Origin of the sequence: Nonlabens sp. Hel1_33_55, assembly GCF_900101765.1 — a bacterium.
GTDB lineage: Bacteria > Bacteroidota > Bacteroidia > Flavobacteriales > Flavobacteriaceae > Nonlabens.
The window spans coordinates 1-19,191 of sequence record NZ_LT627735.1 but is presented as its reverse complement, the minus strand read 5'-3'; the positions used below and the strand labels follow the sequence as shown (position 1 = coordinate 19,191).

Here is a 19,191-nt window from a genome sequence, read left to right as displayed (position 1 = left end):
TAATTTTTAAAATAAATGGGCGTGCACGCAAGCACGCCCAATTCATCTATCGATTTATGTATAAATAACCTGCAAGGTTGACCGTCTGGTTGTTATCGTTCACATAGTTGATCACATAATAATATGTTCCAACTGGGAGCAATTCACCTTGAGCAACGTTAGCTCTACCTTCAGAGATACCTCTGAATACGTTTGCCTGGTTGTCATAGTTATCTACGTTAAACACCTCGACACCCCAACGATTGAAAATCTGAACGTTGTTCTCAAAGTTTTCTATACCTCTTATTAGCAAGAAATCATTGTCACCATCATCATTAGGTGTCAGAACATTGAATATCTCAATATCTCTAAGGTCTGAGTCAAGGTAATCTGGTGTACCATCTCCATCGCTGTCATCATCAGCAAAGTTTCCATTGCCGTTGCCATCTTCGATATTTGTAAGTAAGCCGTCACCGTCATCATCAATATCTCGATAATCAGGTTGGTCATCACCATCTGTATTATTGAGATCATCTGCTGGAGAATCAATCACAACAATACCATTAGGATCACCATAACCGCTGGTATCTCCATCAAACGCATCATCTAACCCATCGCCATCAACATCATCTCCAGAAGGAACAATATCTGCAACGCCATCACGATCAAAGTCAAAGCCTTCAATAGAATCAGGTACCCCATCATCGTCAGAATCTTCATCTAGATAATCTGGCAATCCATCATCATCAAAGTCAATAGGATCGATTCCTTCACCACTACCTGGGCTATCCTCATAAGCATCGTCAAGTCCGTTACCATCACTATCAATCCCTGAAGGTAGTATGTAGTCATCCATAGTTTGTCCTTCAACATTATCTGGAATACCATCGTTATCACTGTCTTGGTCTAAAGAATCAATGACTCCATCGCCATCAGAATCTCCATCACCTTCTAGTGAGTCAAGAATACCATCGTTATCGTCATCTAAATCAACTTCATCTGGAATACCATCACCGTCAGTATCTAATAAAACTTCTACCTCACGGTAGTCCACTTCACCTGTCGTTGGGTCATCGTCATTGTTCGTGTCCGATGCTCCATTGTTCAAGTCTCCGTTTACATCCGCATAAGGATCTGCCGGGTTAGGAGTCTCGTACTGATCATCCAGTCCGTTGCCATCAATGTCCACGCCACTTGGTGGCGTGTCATAGGCTTCATCGTTGTCCGATATACCATCGTCGTCAGAGTCTAGGTCTGATGCGTCTGGTGTACCGTCATTGTCCGTGTCTACTCCTGGCCCTAGTGGTACCGCATCATAGGCATCATCCACTCCATTGCCATCGGCATCAACGCCACTTGGAGCTACATAGTCATCCGTAGGCTGTGCCTCCACATTATCCGGGATGCCATCACCATCACTGTCGATGTCCAGACTGTCCGGTATGCCGTCACCATCGGTGTCGCCCATTGGCTCGTCGGTATCAAGGATACCATCGTTGTCATCATCAAGGTCCACGTTGTCAGCTACGCCATCGCCATCCGTATCGGTTGGGTTCTCACGGTAGTCCACTTCACCTGTCGTTGGGTCATCGTCATTGTTCGTGTCCGATGCTCCATTGTCCAGGTCTCCGTTTACATCCGCATAGGGATCTGCCGGGTTAGGAGTCTCGTACTGATCGTCCAGTCCATTGCCGTCGCTGTCCACGCCACTTGGTGGTGTGTCATACGCTTCCTCGTTGTCAGATATACCATCATCGTCAGAGTCTAGGTCTGATGCGTCTGGTGTACCGTCATTGTCCGTGTCTACTCCTGGCCCTAGTGGTGCTGCATCATAGGCATCATCCACTCCATTGCCATCGGCATCAACGCCACTTGGAGCTACATAGTCGTCCGTAGGCTGTGCCTCCACATTATCTGGGATTCCGTCACCATCACTGTCGATGTCTAGACTGTCTGGGATACCGTCACCATCGGTGTCGCCCATTGGTTCATCAGCATCAAGGATACCATCGTTGTCATCATCAAGGTCCACGTTGTCAGCAACGCCATCGCCATCCGTATCAATTGGGTTCTCACGGTAGTCCACTTCTCCTGTCGTTGGGTCATCGTTATTGTTCGTGTCCGATGCTCCGTTGTCCAGATCTCCGTTTACATCCGCATAAGGGTCTGCCGGGTTAGGAGTCTCATACTGATCGTCCAGTCCGTTGCCATCACTGTCCACGCCACTTGGTGGTGTGTCATAGGCTTCCTCGTTGTCCGATATACCATCGTCGTCAGAGTCTAGGTCTGATGCGTCCGGTGTACCGTCATTGTCCGTGTCTACTCCTGGCCCTAGTGGTGCCGCATCATAGGCATCATCCACTCCATTGCCATCGGCATCAACGCCACTTGGGGCTACATAGTCATCCGTAGGCTGTGCTTCTACATTATCTGGGATACCATCACCATCACTGTCGATGTCCAGACTGTCCGGGATACCATCACCATCAGTGTCGCCCATTGGCTCATCGGTATCAAGGATACCATCGTTGTCATCATCAAGGTCCACGTTGTCAGCTACACCATCGCCATCCGTATCGGTTGGGTTCTCACGGTAGTCCACTTCACCTGTCGTTGGGTCATCGTCATTGTTCGTGTCCGATGCTCCATTGTCCAGGTCTCCGTTTACATCTGAATAAGGGTCTGCCGGGTTCGGAGTCTCGTACTGATCGTCCAGTCCGTTGCCATCGCTGTCCACGCCACTTGGTGGTGTGTCATACGCTTCCTCGTTGTCAGATATACCATCATCGTCAGAGTCTAGGTCTGATGCGTCTGGTGTACCGTCATTGTCCGTGTCTACTCCTGGCCCTAGTGGTGCCGCATCATAGGCATCATCCACTCCATTACCATCGGCATCAACGCCACTTGGAGCTACATAGTCATTCGTTGGCTGTGCCTCCACATTATCTGGGATTCCATCACCGTCACTGTCGATGTCCAGACTGTCCGGGATGCCATCACCATCGGTGTCGCCCATTGGCTCATCGATATCAAGGATACCATCGTTGTCATCATCAAGGTCCACGTTGTCAACAACGCCATCGCCATCCGTATCAATTGGGTTCTCACGGTAGTCCACTTCACCTGTCGTTGGGTCATCGTCATTGTTCGTGTCCGATGCTCCATTGTCCAGGTCTCCGTTTACATCTGAATAAGGGTCTGCCGGGTTTGGAGTCTCGTACTGATCGTCCAGTCCGTTGCCATCGCTGTCCACGCCACTTGGTGGTGTATCATAGGCTTCCACGTTGTCAGATATACCATCGTCGTCAGAGTCTAGGTCTGATGCGTCTGGTGTACCGTCGTTGTCGGTGTCTTCTCCTGGCCCTAATGGTGCTGCGTCATAGGCATCATCCACTCCATTACCATCGGCATCAACGCCACTTGGAGCTACATAGTCATCCGTAGGCTGTGCCTCCACGTTGTCCGGTATTCCGTCACCGTCACTGTCGATGTCCAGACTGTCTGGGATACCGTCACCATCGGTGTCTCCCATTGGCTCATCGATATCAAGTATACCGTCGTTGTCATCATCAAGGTCCACGTTGTCAGCAACGCCATCGCCATCCGTATCAATTGGGTTCTCACGGTAGTCCACTTCACCTGTTGTTGGGTCATCGTCATTGTTCGTGTCCGATGCTCCGTTGTCCAAGTCTCCGTTTACATCCGCATAGGGATCAGCAGGGTTAGGAGTCTCATACTGATCATCCAGTCCGTTGCCATCACTATCCACGCCACTTGGTGGTGTGTCATACGCTTCCTCGTTGTCCGATATACCATCGTCGTCAGAGTCTAGGTCTGATGCGTCCGGTGTACCGTCATTGTCGGTGTCTACTCCTGGCCCTAGTGGTGACGTATCATAGGCATCATCCACTCCATTGCCATCAGCGTCCACGCCACTTGGAGCTACATAGTCATCCGTAGGCTGTGCTTCTACGTTGTCCGGAATTCCGTCGCCGTCACTGTCAATGTCAAGACTGTCTGGTATGCCGTCACCATCGGTGTCGCCCATTGGTTCATCAGCATCAAGGATACCATCGTTGTCATCATCAAGGTCCACGTTGTCAGCAACGCCATCGCCATCCGTATCAATTGGGTTCTCACGGTAGTCCACTTCACCTGTCGTTGGGTCATCGTCATTGTTCGTGTCAGATGCTCCATTGTCAAGGTCTCCGTTTACGTCCGCATAAGGATCAGCCGGGTTCGGAGTCTCATACTGATCATCCAGTCCGTTGCCATCGCTATCCACGCCACTTGGTGGTGTATCATAGGCTTCCACGTTGTCCGATATACCATCATCGTCAGAGTCAAGGTCTGATGCGTCCGGTGTTCCATCATTGTCCGTGTCTACTCCTGGTCCTAGTGGTGCCGCATCATAGGCATCATCCACTCCATTGCCATCGGCATCAACGCCGCTTGGAGCTACATAGTCATCCGTAGGCTGTGCCTCCACATTATCCGGGATTCCATCACCGTCACTGTCGATGTCCAGACTGTCCGGTATGCCGTCACCATCGTTGTCGCCCATTGGCTCGTCCGTATCTAGTATACCATCGTTGTCATCATCAAGGTCCACGTTGTCAGCTACGCCATCGCCATCCGTATCGGTTGGGTTCTCACGGTAGTCCACTTCACCTGTCGTTGGGTCATCGTCATTGTTCGTGTCAGATGCTCCATTGTCAAGGTCTCCGTTTACATCTGCATAAGGATCTGACGGGTTCGGAGTCTCGTACTGATCATCCAATCCATTGCCGTCGCTATCCACGCCACTTGGTGGTGTGTCATACGCTTCCTCGTTGTCCGATAGACCATCGTCGTCAGAATCTAGGTCTGATGCATCCGGTGTTCCGTCATTGTCCGTGTCTACTCCTGGCCCTAGTGGTGCCGCATCATAGGCATCATCCACTCCATTACCATCAGCATCAACGCCACTTGGAGCTACATAGTCATCCGTAGGCTGTGCTTCTACATTATCTGGGATACCATCACCATCACTGTCGATGTCCAGACTGTCCGGGATACCATCACCATCAGTGTCGCCCATTGGCTCATCGGTATCAAGGATACCATCGTTGTCATCATCAAGGTCCACGTTGTCAGCTACACCATCGCCATCCGTATCGGTTGGGTTCTCACGGTAGTCCACTTCACCTGTCGTTGGGTCATCGTCATTGTTCGTGTCCGATGCTCCATTGTCCAGGTCTCCGTTTACATCTGAATAAGGGTCTGCCGGGTTTGGAGTCTCGTACTGATCGTCCAGTCCGTTGCCATCGCTGTCCACGCCACTTGGTGGTGTGTCATAGGCTTCCTCGTTGTCCGATATACCATCATCGTCAGAATCTAGGTCTGATGCATCCGGTGTTCCGTCGTTGTCAGTGTCTATTGGTGTAATACCAGTTCTACCTCCAAGAGCTGGCTGATATACGTCATCCAGACCATTGTTGTCTGCATCAACACCACTTGGAGCTACATATTCATCCGTAGGCTGTGCTTCCACGTTGTCAGGGATACCATCGCCATCACTGTCGATATCAAGACTGTCCGGTATGCCATCACCATCGGTGTCCAAATTGCCTTCTATAGTATCTACAATACCATCATTATCATCGTCTAAATCTGTAACGTCTGGAATGCCATCTTGATCATTATCAGGAAGATCCAGATAATTAGGAATACCGTCGTTATCAGAATCGTCATCTGTATAATCGTTATTACCGTTTAGATCTTCATCTAGGGTAGGTATACCATCATTATCGTCGTCGACATCTCTAAAATCCAAGTTATTCAATGGGTTGCCGCTGACTGCATCGCCATCTGTATCATTAAGATCTGACGCTGGGTCATTTACAACCTGTAGTCCATTAGGATCACCGTATCCAGTTGTATCGCCATCAAATGCATCATCCAAACCATCTTGATCTGAGTCAACATTCGCGAAAGCGATATCACTTATACCGTCATTATTATAATCGTAACCCTCGATCGCGTCAAATACACCATCATTGTCTGAGTCGACATCTAGATAATCTGGATTGCCATCACCATCCTCATTGTTTGGTGTGATTCCTTCACCATTTCCAGGGGTCGATTCATAGCTATCATCAAGACCATTGCCGTCTGTATCATTTCCACTAGGAGTTAAGTAACCTGATGTAGATTGAGCCTCAACATTGTCTGGAATGCCATCTCCATCAGAGTCTTGATCGAGAGAGTCTATAATACCGTCGTTGTCAAAATCTGCTGTTCCTTCAACAGTATCAAGAATACCGTCATTGTCGTCGTCAATGTCGTTACCATCACCTATTCCATCTTGATCATTATCATCAAAATCTAGGTAGTCTGGAATCGTATCTCCATCTGCATCATTTGGATCAATGGTATTAGCATCTCCATCAACATCAGGATTCTCATTAAAAGTGAGTAAACCATCATTGTCATCATCAGTATCACGATAATCCAATTCATCTGTACCATCTGTATTATTGAGATCAGTCGCTGGATCATTCTCTACAACACCACCGTTACGGTCAGAATATCCAGTAGTATTACCATCAAATGCGTCATCCAAACCATCTTGATCTATGTCCGCTTCCGCGAAAGCGATATCAGGAAAACCATCGTTGTTAAAATCAAAGGCTTCTATGAAATCATCAACATTATCGTTGTCTGAATCGATATCCAAATAATCTGGATTACCGTCACCATCAGTATTTTCTGGTGTTATTCCTTCCCCTGCTCCAGGAGAGCTTTCGTAAACATCATCCAGACCGTTGTCATCAGAATCAACTCCAATTGGGAATACATATCCTGCTGTCGTTTGGGCCTCCACATTATCAGGAATCCCATCACCATCAGAATCTTGATCTAATGAATCGATAATACCGTCACCATCAAAATCTCCATTACCTTCAACAGTATCAATGATACCATCATTGTCATCATCAATATCAATGTTGTTAGGTATACCGTCACCATCATTATCTGCATTATCAGGATCCAAATAATCTGGGGTATCGTCACCATCAGAATCATTAGCATCGTCTGCTAATCCATCATTATTAGGATCATTAGATTCATCTTGGGATAAAATTCCATCATTATCATCATCAGTATCTCTATAATCTAAATCATCAGCACCATCTGTATTTGTTAGATCGGCAAGAGGATCAGTATCTACTTGAGCACCATTAGGGTCAGCATAGCCGTTAGTATCTCCATCATAAGAGTCATCAATACCATCTTGATCTACATCATTATTAGAAGGAAGAATATCTGGAAGTCCATTACTATCAAAATCAAATGCCTCTGTTCCATCTACAATACCATCATCATCACTATCAAGATCAAGGTAATCAGGAACAGCGTCAAGGTCTGTATCCTCTACAGTTACTCCTTCTCCAGATCCTGGGCTTACTTCATAAGCATCATCAAGACCATTATTATCACTATCAATTCCAGATGGTAATATGTAACCTACCGTAGGTTGTCCCTCTACATTATCTGGAACTCCATCTCCATCTGCATCCTGATCTAATGAGTCAATGATCCCATCAAGATCACTATCATTGGTTCCTTCAACAGTGTCTAGAATTCCATCATTATCGTCGTCAATGTCAATACTGTTAATGACACCATCTCCATCCGTATCCAGTATATCTGGATCTAGATAATCCGGGATACCATTAGAATCAGTATCGATCGCATCATTTGGATTTCCATCACCATTAGGGTCTGCTCCTTCATTAATTGTAAGGAAACCATCATCATCATCGTCTTCGTCTAGGTAGTCTGGTGTACCATCTGCGTCCGTGTCCTGGTTGGTCGGATCGTTGTCCCCATCGTAATTCTCTAGGGCCGTGTCCACGCCGTCACCGTCATCGTCACTATCCAGGTAGTCTGGTGTACCGTCACCGTCCGTGTCGTCGTTGGTCGGGTCACCGTCTGCGTCCACGTCCTCTGTAAGGGTAGGAACGCCATCGTTGTCATCGTCCGTATCTCTATAGTCCGGCTCATCGGTGGTATCCGTGTTGTTCAGGTCCGTGGCAGGATCCGTGTCCACTACGTTACCGCTTGGGTCCGTGTAGGCCGTGTTCGGGTCCGTATCGAAGTTGTCATCGATTCCGTCACCATCCAGGTCGCTGTTCGCAGGTACCGTGTCCGCGATACCGTCATTGTTCACATCGAAGCCTTCCGTCGCATCTGCCACGCCGTCGTTGTCACTGTCTAGGTCCAGGTAGTCTGGCTGGTCCGCGCCGTCCGTGTTCTCCGGGCTGATGCCCTCACCGGATCCCGGTGTGTTCTCATAGTTGTCGTCCAGTCCGTTGCCGTCTGCGTCAACACCACTCGGTGGCGTGTAGCCCGCAGTGGTCTGTCCCTCTACGTTGTCTGGGATACCATCACCATCGGCGTCCTGGTCCAAAAAGTTCGGGATGCCATCGCCGTCAGTGTCCGTCGGGTCCGTGAACGGGTTGTCGTCTCCATCAAGGTTCGCGTCCTCCACGCTGTCCAGTATACCGTCGTTGTCATCGTCAAGGTCTGCCGAGTCCGGTACGCCATCACCATCCACATCGTCCACGTCCAGGTAGTCCGGTGTGCCGTCAAGGTCGCTGTCCAATGCATCTGCAGGATCGTTGTCTCCATTAGGGTCCGCGTTCTCATCCATCGTATCCAGTCCATCACCATCATCGTCCGTGTCCAGGTAGTCCGGTCCTTCTGTTCCATCCGTGTCTTGGGTAGCTCCCGTGTTAGGGTTGCCGTCTCCGTCTGGGTTCGGGTTCTCGAAGACCGTATTGATCCCATCGCCGTCATCATCACTGTCCAGGTAGTCCGGAACGGTATCGGTATCGGTGTCTTGGGTAGCGCCTGTATTGGGGTTACCATCGCCATCCGGGTTCGGGTTCTCATACTGGGTATCCACGCCATCACCGTCATCATCGCTGTCCAGGTAGTCTGGTGTACCATCTGCGTCCGTGTCCTGGTTGGTCGGATCGTTGTCCCCATCGTAGTCCTCCAGAGCCGTATCCACGCCGTCACCGTCATCGTCCGTGTCCAGGTAGTCTGGTGTACCGTCGCCGTCCGTGTCATCATTGGTAGGGTCACCGTCTGCGTCCACATCCTCTGTAAGGGTAGGCACGCCATCGTTGTCATCGTCCGTATCTCTATAGTCCGGCTCATCGGTGGCATCCGTGTTGTTCAGGTCCGTGGCGGGATCCGTGTCCACTACGTTACCGCTTGGGTCCGTGTAGGCCGTGTTCGGGTCCGTATCGAAGTTGTCATCGATTCCGTCACCATCCAGGTCGCTGTTCGCAGGTACCGTGTCCGCGATACCGTCACTGTTGGTATCGAAGCCTTCCGTCGCATCTGCCACGCCGTCGTTGTCGCTGTCCAGATCCAGGTAGTCTGGCTGGTCCGCGCCGTCCGTGTTCTCCGGGCTGATGCCCTCACCGGATCCCGGTGTGTTCTCATAGTTGTCGTCCAGTCCGTTGCCGTCTGCGTCAACACCACTCGGTGGCGTGTAGCCCGCAGTGGTCTGTCCCTCTACGTTGTCTGGGATACCATCACCATCAGCGTCCTGGTCCAAAAAGTTCGGGATGCCATCGCCGTCAGTGTCCGTCGGGTCCGTGAACGGGTTGTCGTCTCCATCAAGGTTCGCGTCCTCCACGCTGTCCAGTATACCGTCGTTGTCATCGTCAAGGTCTGCCGAGTCCGGTACGCCATCACCATCCACATCGTCCACGTCCAGGTAGTCCGGTGTGCCGTCAAGGTCGCTGTCCAATGCATCTGCAGGATCGTTGTCTCCATTAGGGTCCGCGTTCTCATCCATCGTATCCAGTCCATCACCATCATCGTCCGTGTCCAGGTAGTCCGGTCCTTCTGTTCCATCCGTGTCTTGGGTAGCGCCCGTGTTAGGGTCGCCGTCTCCATCTGGGTTCGGGTTCTCGAAGACCGTATTGATCCCATCACCGTCATCATCACTGTCCAGGTAGTCCGGAACGGTATCGGTATCGGTGTCTTGGGTAGCGCCCGTGTTAGGGTTGCCGTCACCATCCGGGTTCGGGTTCTCATACTGGGTATCCACGCCATCACCGTCATCATCGGTGTCCAGGTAGTCTGGTGTACCATCTGCGTCCGTGTCCTGGTTGGTCGGATCGTTGTCCCCATCGTAATTCTCTAGGGCCGTGTCCACGCCGTCACCGTCATCGTCACTATCCAGGTAGTCTGGTGTACCGTCACCGTCCGTGTCGTCGTTGGTCGGATCACCGTCTGCGTCCACATCCTCTGTAAGGGTAGGAACGCCATCGTTGTCATCGTCCGTATCTCTATAGTCCGGCTCATCGGTGGTATCCGTGTTGTTCAGGTCCGTGGCGGGATCCGTGTCCACTACGTTACCGCTAGGGTCTGTGTAAGCGCCATTCGGGTCCGTATCGAAGTTGTCATCGATTCCATCACCATCCAGGTCGCTGTTCGCAGGTACCGTGTCCGCGATACCGTCACTGTTGGTATCGAAGCCTTCCGTCGCATCTGCCACGCCGTCGTTGTCGCTGTCCAGATCCAGGTAGTCTGGCTGGTCCGCGCCGTCCGTGTTCTCCGGGCTGATGCCCTCACCGGATCCCGGTGTGTTCTCATAGTTGTCGTCCAGTCCGTTGCCGTCTGCGTCAACACCACTCGGTGGCGTGTAGCCCGCAGTGGTCTGTCCCTCTACGTTGTCTGGGATACCATCACCATCAGCGTCCTGGTCCAAAAAGTTCGGGATGCCATCGCCGTCAGTGTCCGTCGGGTCCGTGAACGGGTTGTCGTCTCCGTCAAGGTTCGCGTCCTCTACGCTGTCCAGTATACCATCGTTGTCATCGTCAAGGTCTGCCGAGTCCGGTACGCCATCACCATCCACATCGTCCACGTCCAGGTAGTCCGGTGTGCCGTCAAGGTCGCTGTCCAATGCATCTGCAGGATCGTTGTCTCCATTAGGGTCCGCGTTCTCATCCATCGTATCCAGTCCATCACCATCATCGTCCGTGTCCAGGTAGTCGGGTCCTTCTGTTCCATCCGTGTCTTGGGTAGCGCCCGTGTTAGGGTCGCCGTCTCCATCTGGGTTCGGGTTCTCGAAGACCGTATTGATCCCATCACCGTCATCATCACTGTCCAGGTAGTCCGGAACGGTATCGGTATCGGTGTCTTGGGTAGCGCCCGTGTTAGGGTTGCCGTCACCATCCGGGTTCGGGTTCTCGTACTGGGTATCCACGCCATCACCGTCATCATCAGTGTCTAGGTAGTCTGGTGTACCGTCGCCGTCCGTGTCCTGGTTGGTGGGATCGTTGTCCCCATCGTAATTCTCTAGGGCCGTGTCCACGCCGTCACCGTCATCGTCACTATCCAGGTAGTCTGGTGTACCGTCACCGTCCGTGTCGTCGTTGGTCGGATCACCGTCTGCGTCCACATCCTCTGTAAGGGTAGGAACGCCATCGTTGTCATCGTCCGTATCTCTATAGTCCGGCTCATCGGTGGTATCCGTGTTGTTCAGGTCCGTGGCGGGATCCGTGTCCACTACGTTACCGCTAGGGTCTGTGTAAGCGCCATTCGGGTCCGTATCGAAGTTGTCATCGATTCCATCACCATCCAGGTCGCTGTTCGCAGGTACCGTGTCCGCGATACCGTCACTGTTGGTATCGAAGCCTTCCGTCGCATCTGCCACGCCGTCGTTGTCGCTGTCCAGATCCAGGTAGTCTGGCTGGTCCGCGCCGTCCGTGTTCTCCGGGCTGATGCCCTCACCGGATCCCGGTGTGTTCTCATAGTTGTCGTCCAGTCCGTTGCCGTCTGCGTCAACACCACTCGGTGGCGTGTAGCCCGCAGTGGTCTGTCCCTCTACGTTGTCTGGGATACCATCACCATCAGCGTCCTGGTCCAAAAAGTTCGGGATGCCATCGCCGTCAGTGTCCGTCGGGTCCGTGAACGGGTTGTCGTCTCCGTCAAGGTTCGCGTCCTCTACGCTGTCCAAGATACCGTCGTTGTCATCGTCCAGGTCTGCACTGTCTGGTACGCCATCACCATCCACATCGTCCACGTCCAGGTAGTCCGGTGTGCCGTCAAGGTCGCTGTCCAATGCATCTGCAGGATCGTTGTCTCCATTAGGGTCCGCGTTCTCATCCATCGTATCCAGTCCATCACCATCATCGTCCGTGTCCAGGTAGTCGGGTCCTTCTGTTCCATCCGTGTCTTGGGTAGCGCCCGTGTTAGGGTCGCCGTCTCCATCTGGGTTCGGGTTCTCGAAGACCGTATTGATCCCATCACCGTCATCATCACTGTCCAGGTAGTCCGGAACGGTATCGGTATCGGTGTCTTGGGTAGCGCCCGTGTTAGGGTTGCCGTCACCATCCGGGTTCGGGTTCTCGTACTGGGTATCCACGCCATCACCGTCATCATCAGTGTCTAGGTAGTCTGGTGTACCGTCGCCGTCCGTGTCCTGGTTGGTGGGATCGTTGTCCCCATCGTAATTCTCTAGGGCCGTGTCCACGCCGTCACCGTCATCGTCACTATCCAGGTAGTCTGGTGTACCGTCACCGTCCGTGTCGTCGTTGGTCGGATCACCGTCTGCGTCCACATCCTCTGTAAGGGTAGGAACGCCATCGTTGTCATCGTCCGTATCTCTATAGTCCGGCTCATCGGTGGTATCCGTGTTGTTCAGGTCCGTGGCGGGATCCGTGTCCACTACGTTACCGCTAGGGTCTGTGTAAGCGCCATTCGGGTCCGTATCGAAGTTGTCATCGATTCCATCACCATCCAGGTCGCTGTTCGCAGGTACCGTGTCCGCGATACCGTCACTGTTGGTATCGAAGCCTTCCGTCGCATCTGCCACGCCGTCGTTGTCGCTGTCCAGATCCAGGTAGTCTGGCTGGTCCGCGCCGTCCGTGTTCTCCGGGCTGATGCCCTCACCGGATCCCGGTGTGTTCTCATAGTTGTCGTCCAGTCCGTTGCCGTCTGCGTCAACACCACTCGGTGGCGTGTAGCCCGCAGTGGTCTGTCCCTCTACGTTGTCTGGGATACCATCACCATCAGCGTCCTGGTCCAAAAAGTTCGGGATGCCATCGCCGTCAGTGTCCGTCGGGTCCGTGAACGGGTTGTCGTCTCCGTCAAGGTTCGCGTCCTCTACGCTGTCCAGTATACCATCGTTGTCATCGTCCAGGTCTGCACTGTCTGGTACGCCATCACCATCCACATCGTCCACGTCCAGGTAGTCCGGTGTGCCGTCAAGGTCGCTGTCCAATGCATCTGCAGGATCGTTGTCTCCATTAGGGTCTGGGTTCTCATCCATCGTATCCAGTCCATCACCATCATCGTCCGTGTCCAGGTAGTCCGGTCCTTCTGTTCCATCCGTGTCTTGGGTAGCTCCCGTGTTAGGGTTGCCGTCTCCGTCTGGGTTCGGGTTCTCGAAGACCGTATTGATCCCATCGCCGTCATCATCACTGTCCAGGTAGTCCGGAACGGTATCGGTATCGGTGTCTTGGGTAGCGCCTGTATTGGGGTTACCATCGCCATCCGGGTTCGGGTTCTCATACTGGGTATCCACGCCATCACCGTCATCATCGCTGTCCAGGTAGTCTGGTGTACCATCTGCGTCCGTGTCCTGGTTGGTCGGATCGTTGTCCCCATCGTAGTCCTCCAGAGCCGTATCCACGCCGTCACCGTCATCGTCCGTGTCCAGGTAGTCTGGTGTACCGTCGCCGTCCGTGTCATCATTGGTAGGGTCACCGTCTGCGTCCACATCCTCTGTAAGGGTAGGCACGCCATCGTTGTCATCGTCCGTATCTCTATAGTCCGGCTCATCGGTGGCATCCGTGTTGTTCAGGTCCGTGGCGGGATCCGTGTCCACTACGTTACCGCTAGGGTCTGTGTAAGCGCCATTCGGGTCCGTATCGAAGTTGTCATCGATTCCATCACCATCCAGGTCGCTGTTCGCAGGTACCGTGTCCGCGATACCGTCACTGTTGGTATCGAAGCCTTCCGTCGCATCTGCCACGCCGTCGTTGTCGCTGTCCAGATCCAGGTAGTCTGGCTGGTCCGCGCCGTCCGTGTTCTCCGGGCTGATGCCCTCACCGGATCCCGGTGTGTTCTCATAGTTGTCGTCCAGTCCGTTGCCGTCTGCGTCAACACCACTCGGTGGCGTGTAGCCCGCAGTGGTCTGTCCCTCTACGTTGTCTGGGATACCATCACCATCAGCGTCCTGGTCCAAAAAGTTCGGGATACCGTCACCGTCACTGTCCGTAGGGTCCGTGAACGGGTTGTCGTCACCGTCAAGGTTCGCATCCTCTACGCTGTCCAAGATACCGTCGTTGTCATCATCTAGGTCCGCACTGTCCGGTACGCCATCGCCATCCACATCGTCTACGTCTAGGTAGTCCGGTGTGCCGTCGCCGTCAAGATCTGCCGGGTTGTTGTTGTCCACTACTTCAACGTCTGTACCTACGCCATCGTTGTCGTCATCCGTATCTCTATAGTCCGGCTCATCGGTACCATCGGTATTGTTGAGCTCGTTGGCCGGATCTGTTGTTGTTGGGGTACCGTTGGGATCGCCGTAGCCGGTCGTATCGCCATCGAAGTTGTCGTCCAGTCCGTCCTGGTCGCTATCCACATTCGCGAAAGCGGTATCTGCAACGCCGTCATTGTTGAAGTCTGACGCTTCCGTGACATCTGGGATGCCGTCATTGTCGGAGTCGGTATCCAGATAGTCGGGATCATCCGTACCATCGGTATTCTCTGGGATGATACCGCCTACCGGATAGGCATCGTCGAGACCATCATTGTTGTTGTCTATCCCACTTGGAGTAATGTATCCAACGGTAGGCTGTCCCTCGACATTGTCAGGAATGCCGTCATTGTCGCTGTCCTGGTCAAACTGATTGATAATCCCGTCACCATCGGTATCGAAGCTGTCCACGACACCGTCGCCATTGGCATCGTTGACTCCATTAACGTCTCTGGAATTAGGGATGCCATCACCGTCTGCGTCTCCAAAAGGATCCACACCGCCGTTCTCCACCGTATCCAATATACCGTCGTTATCATCGTCAACATCCACACTGTCCGTGATGCCGTCTAGGTCTTGGTCTCTTGCTTCACGATAATCAACTTCAGGTGTTGCCGGGTTATCTTGATTACTCAAATCTGCGCTACCAGCACTATATCTATCATTAGAGGCATATGCGATACCCGTATTATCGATCGAATCATATTCGTCCAACAAGCCATCACCATCTGAATCATTATTGTTAGTAGCTAAAGGGTTTCCTGATTCCAAATCGTCGTTGAAACCATCATCGTCAGTATCGAGATCCAGATAGTCTGATATGCCGTCACCATCAGTATCAATTGGCATAGTACCATCGTTATTAACTCCTTCATAAGCGTCTAATAACCCATCTGAGTCAGAGTCTGCAATTCCTGGTGCAACGTAACCAATAGTAGGCTGAGATTCAAGATTGTCTGGAATACCGTCATTATCTGAATCGATATCCAATTCATCAGGTATGTTATCTCCATCAGTATCAATTCCATCGTTTACTGTGTAAACTGCAAAAGTTCCTGGGCCGGATGGTTCACTTACACCATCTGGACCCGTTTGAGTTGGATTGTTAGAAGTTGTATTACCCTCAAATAATCCATTAATTGAACAAACATCAAATAAAACTGAGCCCAAATTAGTATTTGCAGTTGCACTCAAAAGCTGTGCAGAGAATCTAATGGAAAACTCAGAAGCATCGTAATAATTAAAGTATGTCGCCAGTCTAGGAGAAAGGTCGACACCAACATAAGTGTCGTCTGGACCTGTAAATGTTACCTCTCCAGAAGAAGCGTCTGAATTAACTGTAAGTAGCGTCTCGTTATCGACTGCGTACAGTCCTGGCTGACTTAAAATGACTGACTCGCGCGCATTTGCCCCATCGATGTCGTAAATCGTACCACCAAATCTACCAACATTAAATTGGGTATTAGTTCCATCTAATACGAACCTTACCTCGAAGGCCATTTGAGATGAACTGCCTGTAGGACCAGGAACATTAAATTCAGGCTGCCAAGCGTTTATATCTCCAGTGCCATCATTATCAATAGTAATAAGGGTTGCTCCACCGACGATGTCAGTAATTTCAATAATGGCATCTACCACTCCTATTTCAGGATAAGTGGCAACATTATCAAATCTATAAAGTGCTCCTACGGTACCATTAGCAGCACCACCCGCATACACTGGTGAAGTAAATGAAGAAGAAGGTCTTCCACAATCATCTGCAGCATTATTAGTAGGAACAAATCCTAAAGATTCAACAGAATCCAAGATGCCGTCATTATCGTCATCAATATCAACGTTATCGTTAATTCCATCTAAGTCTGTATCAACAGGATTATTAGGGTCCGTACTATCACGAAAATCTACTTCGGCTGTTAGAGGATTTTGAACGTTAGGAAAATCCTGAACTCCGCTCAAAGCTGGACCGTTCATATTCATATTAGATGCTGCTTGAGGACCGCTTAATCCATTCACATCATCACTATCATACGCATCATCTAAACCATCGTTGTCAGCATCAAAATTTGCTGGAGGTAAATTGTAAACTTCATCATTGTCAGTTAGACCATCATTGTCAGAGTCTATATCAAGGTAGTCTGGTAGATCTGTGCTATCTGCATTATTAGGACTGTTTGTTGGTATCCCGCTGCCAGAAAAAGTCTCATAATTATCTGCTAAACCATTACCATCAGTATCTGAAGTAGGTAATAAGTAGTCAGCAGTGGTTTGCCATTCTATATTGTCGATAATCCCATCATCATCAGAATCTAGATCCAAATAATTAGGGAAAGGATCAGTATCCGAATTTTGAGGAACTAAAATCGGAGTTCCTCCATTGTCAGAATCATATGCATCATCAAGACCGTCACCATCGGTATCGTTTCTTGTTCTTGGATTTGGGTTGTTGAAATCTTGAATTTCGATATTGTCCAATATTCCATCATTGTCAGAATCAATATCTAAATAATCAGCAGCTGTATCACCATCTGAATCAGTAGGTACTGATCCCTCTGTATTATCAGATTGACCATTGCCATCAACGTCTGCGAATCCAGTATCCTGATCATCGATCACACCATCAGCATTGGTATCTAAAGCATTATTTCCTGATTCAAAAACATCTGTCAAACCATCTCCATCTGCATCAATATCGAATTGATTGATCACTCCATCTTTATCAGCATCAAATCGATCAACAATACCGTCGTTATTGGAGTCATTTGCTGCATTGACATCTTGAAAATCAGGGATTCCATTGTTATCGCTGTCCGCGAAAGGGTCGTCTCCATTTGTTTCGATTACATCAGAAACACCATCATTATCATCATCTTCATCTACCGTATCTGGGACACCATCACCATCATTATCATCATTATCCAAATAGTTAGGTATGCCATCAAGATCAGAATCTTCTGGGTTGTTGTTGTCTATTACTTCGTCATCAGTAAGTACGGTGTCGTTATCATCGTCTGTATCTCTATAGTCCGGCTCATCGGTGGTATCTGTGTTGTTGAGCTCGTTTGCTGGATCTGTTGTTGTGGGTGTGCCGTTGGGGTCGCCATAACCAGTTGTATCCCCATCAAAGTTGTCGTCCAGTCCATCCTGGTCGCTATCGACATTCGCGAAAGCGACATCTGGCAGACCATCATTGTTGAAGTCAGAAGCTTCAATTATATCTGAAATACCATCGTTATCACTATCACCGTCCAAGTAGTCAGCACGTCTACTCCATCAGTATTTATGGAGTAATCCCATTAGGTGCATAAGCATCATCCAAACCATCGTTGTTGTCGTCTAGTCCGCTAGGAGTGGTGTAGCCTACACTAGGTTGGCTTTCGACATTATCAGGTATGCTATCGTTATCTGAGTCTTGGTCCTGGAAATCTGGAATACCATCATTATCTGTATCTGTAGATCTGTAAATGGATTGTTGTCTCCATCATTATTGGCATCCTCAACCGTATCTATGATTCCGTCGTTGTCGTCATCAAGGTCCACGGAGTCTGGAATCCCATCACCATCCAGATCATCAACATCCAAATAGTCGGGTATCCCATCAAGATCCAAATCTTCTGGATTATTATTATCTATTACTTCATCATCAGTAAGTACGCCATCGTTGTCATCGTCCGTATCTCTATAGTCCGGCTCATCGGTGGTATCTGTGTTGTTCAGTTCGTTGGACGGATCACCTGTAGTTGGAGTACCATTGGGGTCTCCATAGCCAGTAGTATCACCATCAAAATTGTCGTCTAAACCATCGTTGTCTATATCAACATTCGCGAAAGCGACATCTGGTAGACCATCATTGTTGAAGTCAGAAGCTTCAATATATCTGAAATACCATCGTTATCACTATCACCGTCCAAGTAGTCAGGCACGTCTACTCCATCAGTATTTACGGGAGTAATCCCATTAGGTGCATAAGCATCATCCAAACCATCGTTGTTGTCGTCTAGTCCGCTAGGAGTGGTGTAGCCTACACTAGGTTGGCTTTCGACATTATCAGGTATGCTATCGTTATCTGAGTCTTGGTCTTGGAAATCTGGAATGCCATCATTATCTGTATCTGTAGGATCTGTAAACGGGTTGTTGTCTCCATCATTATTGGCATCCTCAACGGTATCTATGATTCCGTCGTTGTCGTCATCAAGGTCAACGGAGTCTGGAATTCCATCACCATCCAGATCATCAACATCCAAATAGTCGGTATCCATCAAGATCCAAATCTTCTGGGTTATTATTATCTATTACTTCATCATCAGTAAGTACGCCATCGTTGTCATCGTCCGTATCCCTATAGTCCGGCTCGTCGGTGGTATCCGTGTTGTTCAGGTCCGTGGCGGGATCCGTGTCCACTACGTTACCGCTTGGGTCCGTGTAGGCCGTGTTCGGGTCCGTATCGAAGTTGTCATCGATTCCATCACCATCCAGGTCGCTGTTCGCAGGTACCGTGTCCGCGATACCGTCACTGTTGGTATCGAAGCCTTCCGTCGCATCTGCCACGCCCGTCGTTGTCGCTGTCTAGGTCCAGGTAGTCTGGCTGGTCCGCGCCGTCCGTGTTCTCCGGGCTGATGCCCTCACCGGATCCCGGTGTGTTCTCATAGTTGTCGTCCAGT

At 50.3% G+C, this 19,191-nt stretch carries 4 protein-coding genes; all 4 read right to left on the bottom strand.

Annotation, left to right across the window (positions count from 1 at the left end):
- Positions 1-46: 46 nt before the first annotated feature.
- Positions 47-17,782: a gliding motility-associated C-terminal domain-containing protein gene (locus BLO34_RS00020; RefSeq protein ID WP_090751452.1), complete on the bottom strand. Its 17,736-nt coding sequence runs from the start codon at positions 17,780-17,782 to the stop codon at positions 47-49.
- Positions 17,783-17,890: 108 nt separating this feature from the next.
- Complete coding sequence (locus BLO34_RS00015; protein ID WP_157686560.1) at positions 17,891-18,139, bottom strand: hypothetical protein; 249 nt, start codon at positions 18,137-18,139, stop codon at positions 17,891-17,893.
- A gap of 200 nt (positions 18,140-18,339) precedes the next feature.
- A complete protein-coding gene (locus BLO34_RS00010) occupies positions 18,340-18,789 on the bottom strand; it encodes a hypothetical protein (RefSeq protein ID WP_090751448.1) in 450 nt (149 codons plus the stop codon).
- Positions 18,764-19,078 (bottom strand): hypothetical protein, encoded by a 315-nt coding sequence (locus BLO34_RS00005; RefSeq protein ID WP_090751446.1) that lies wholly within the window; start codon positions 19,076-19,078, stop codon positions 18,764-18,766. The genes BLO34_RS00010 and BLO34_RS00005 overlap by 26 nt, the downstream gene beginning before the upstream one ends.
- Positions 19,079-19,191: the final 113 nt, after the last annotated feature.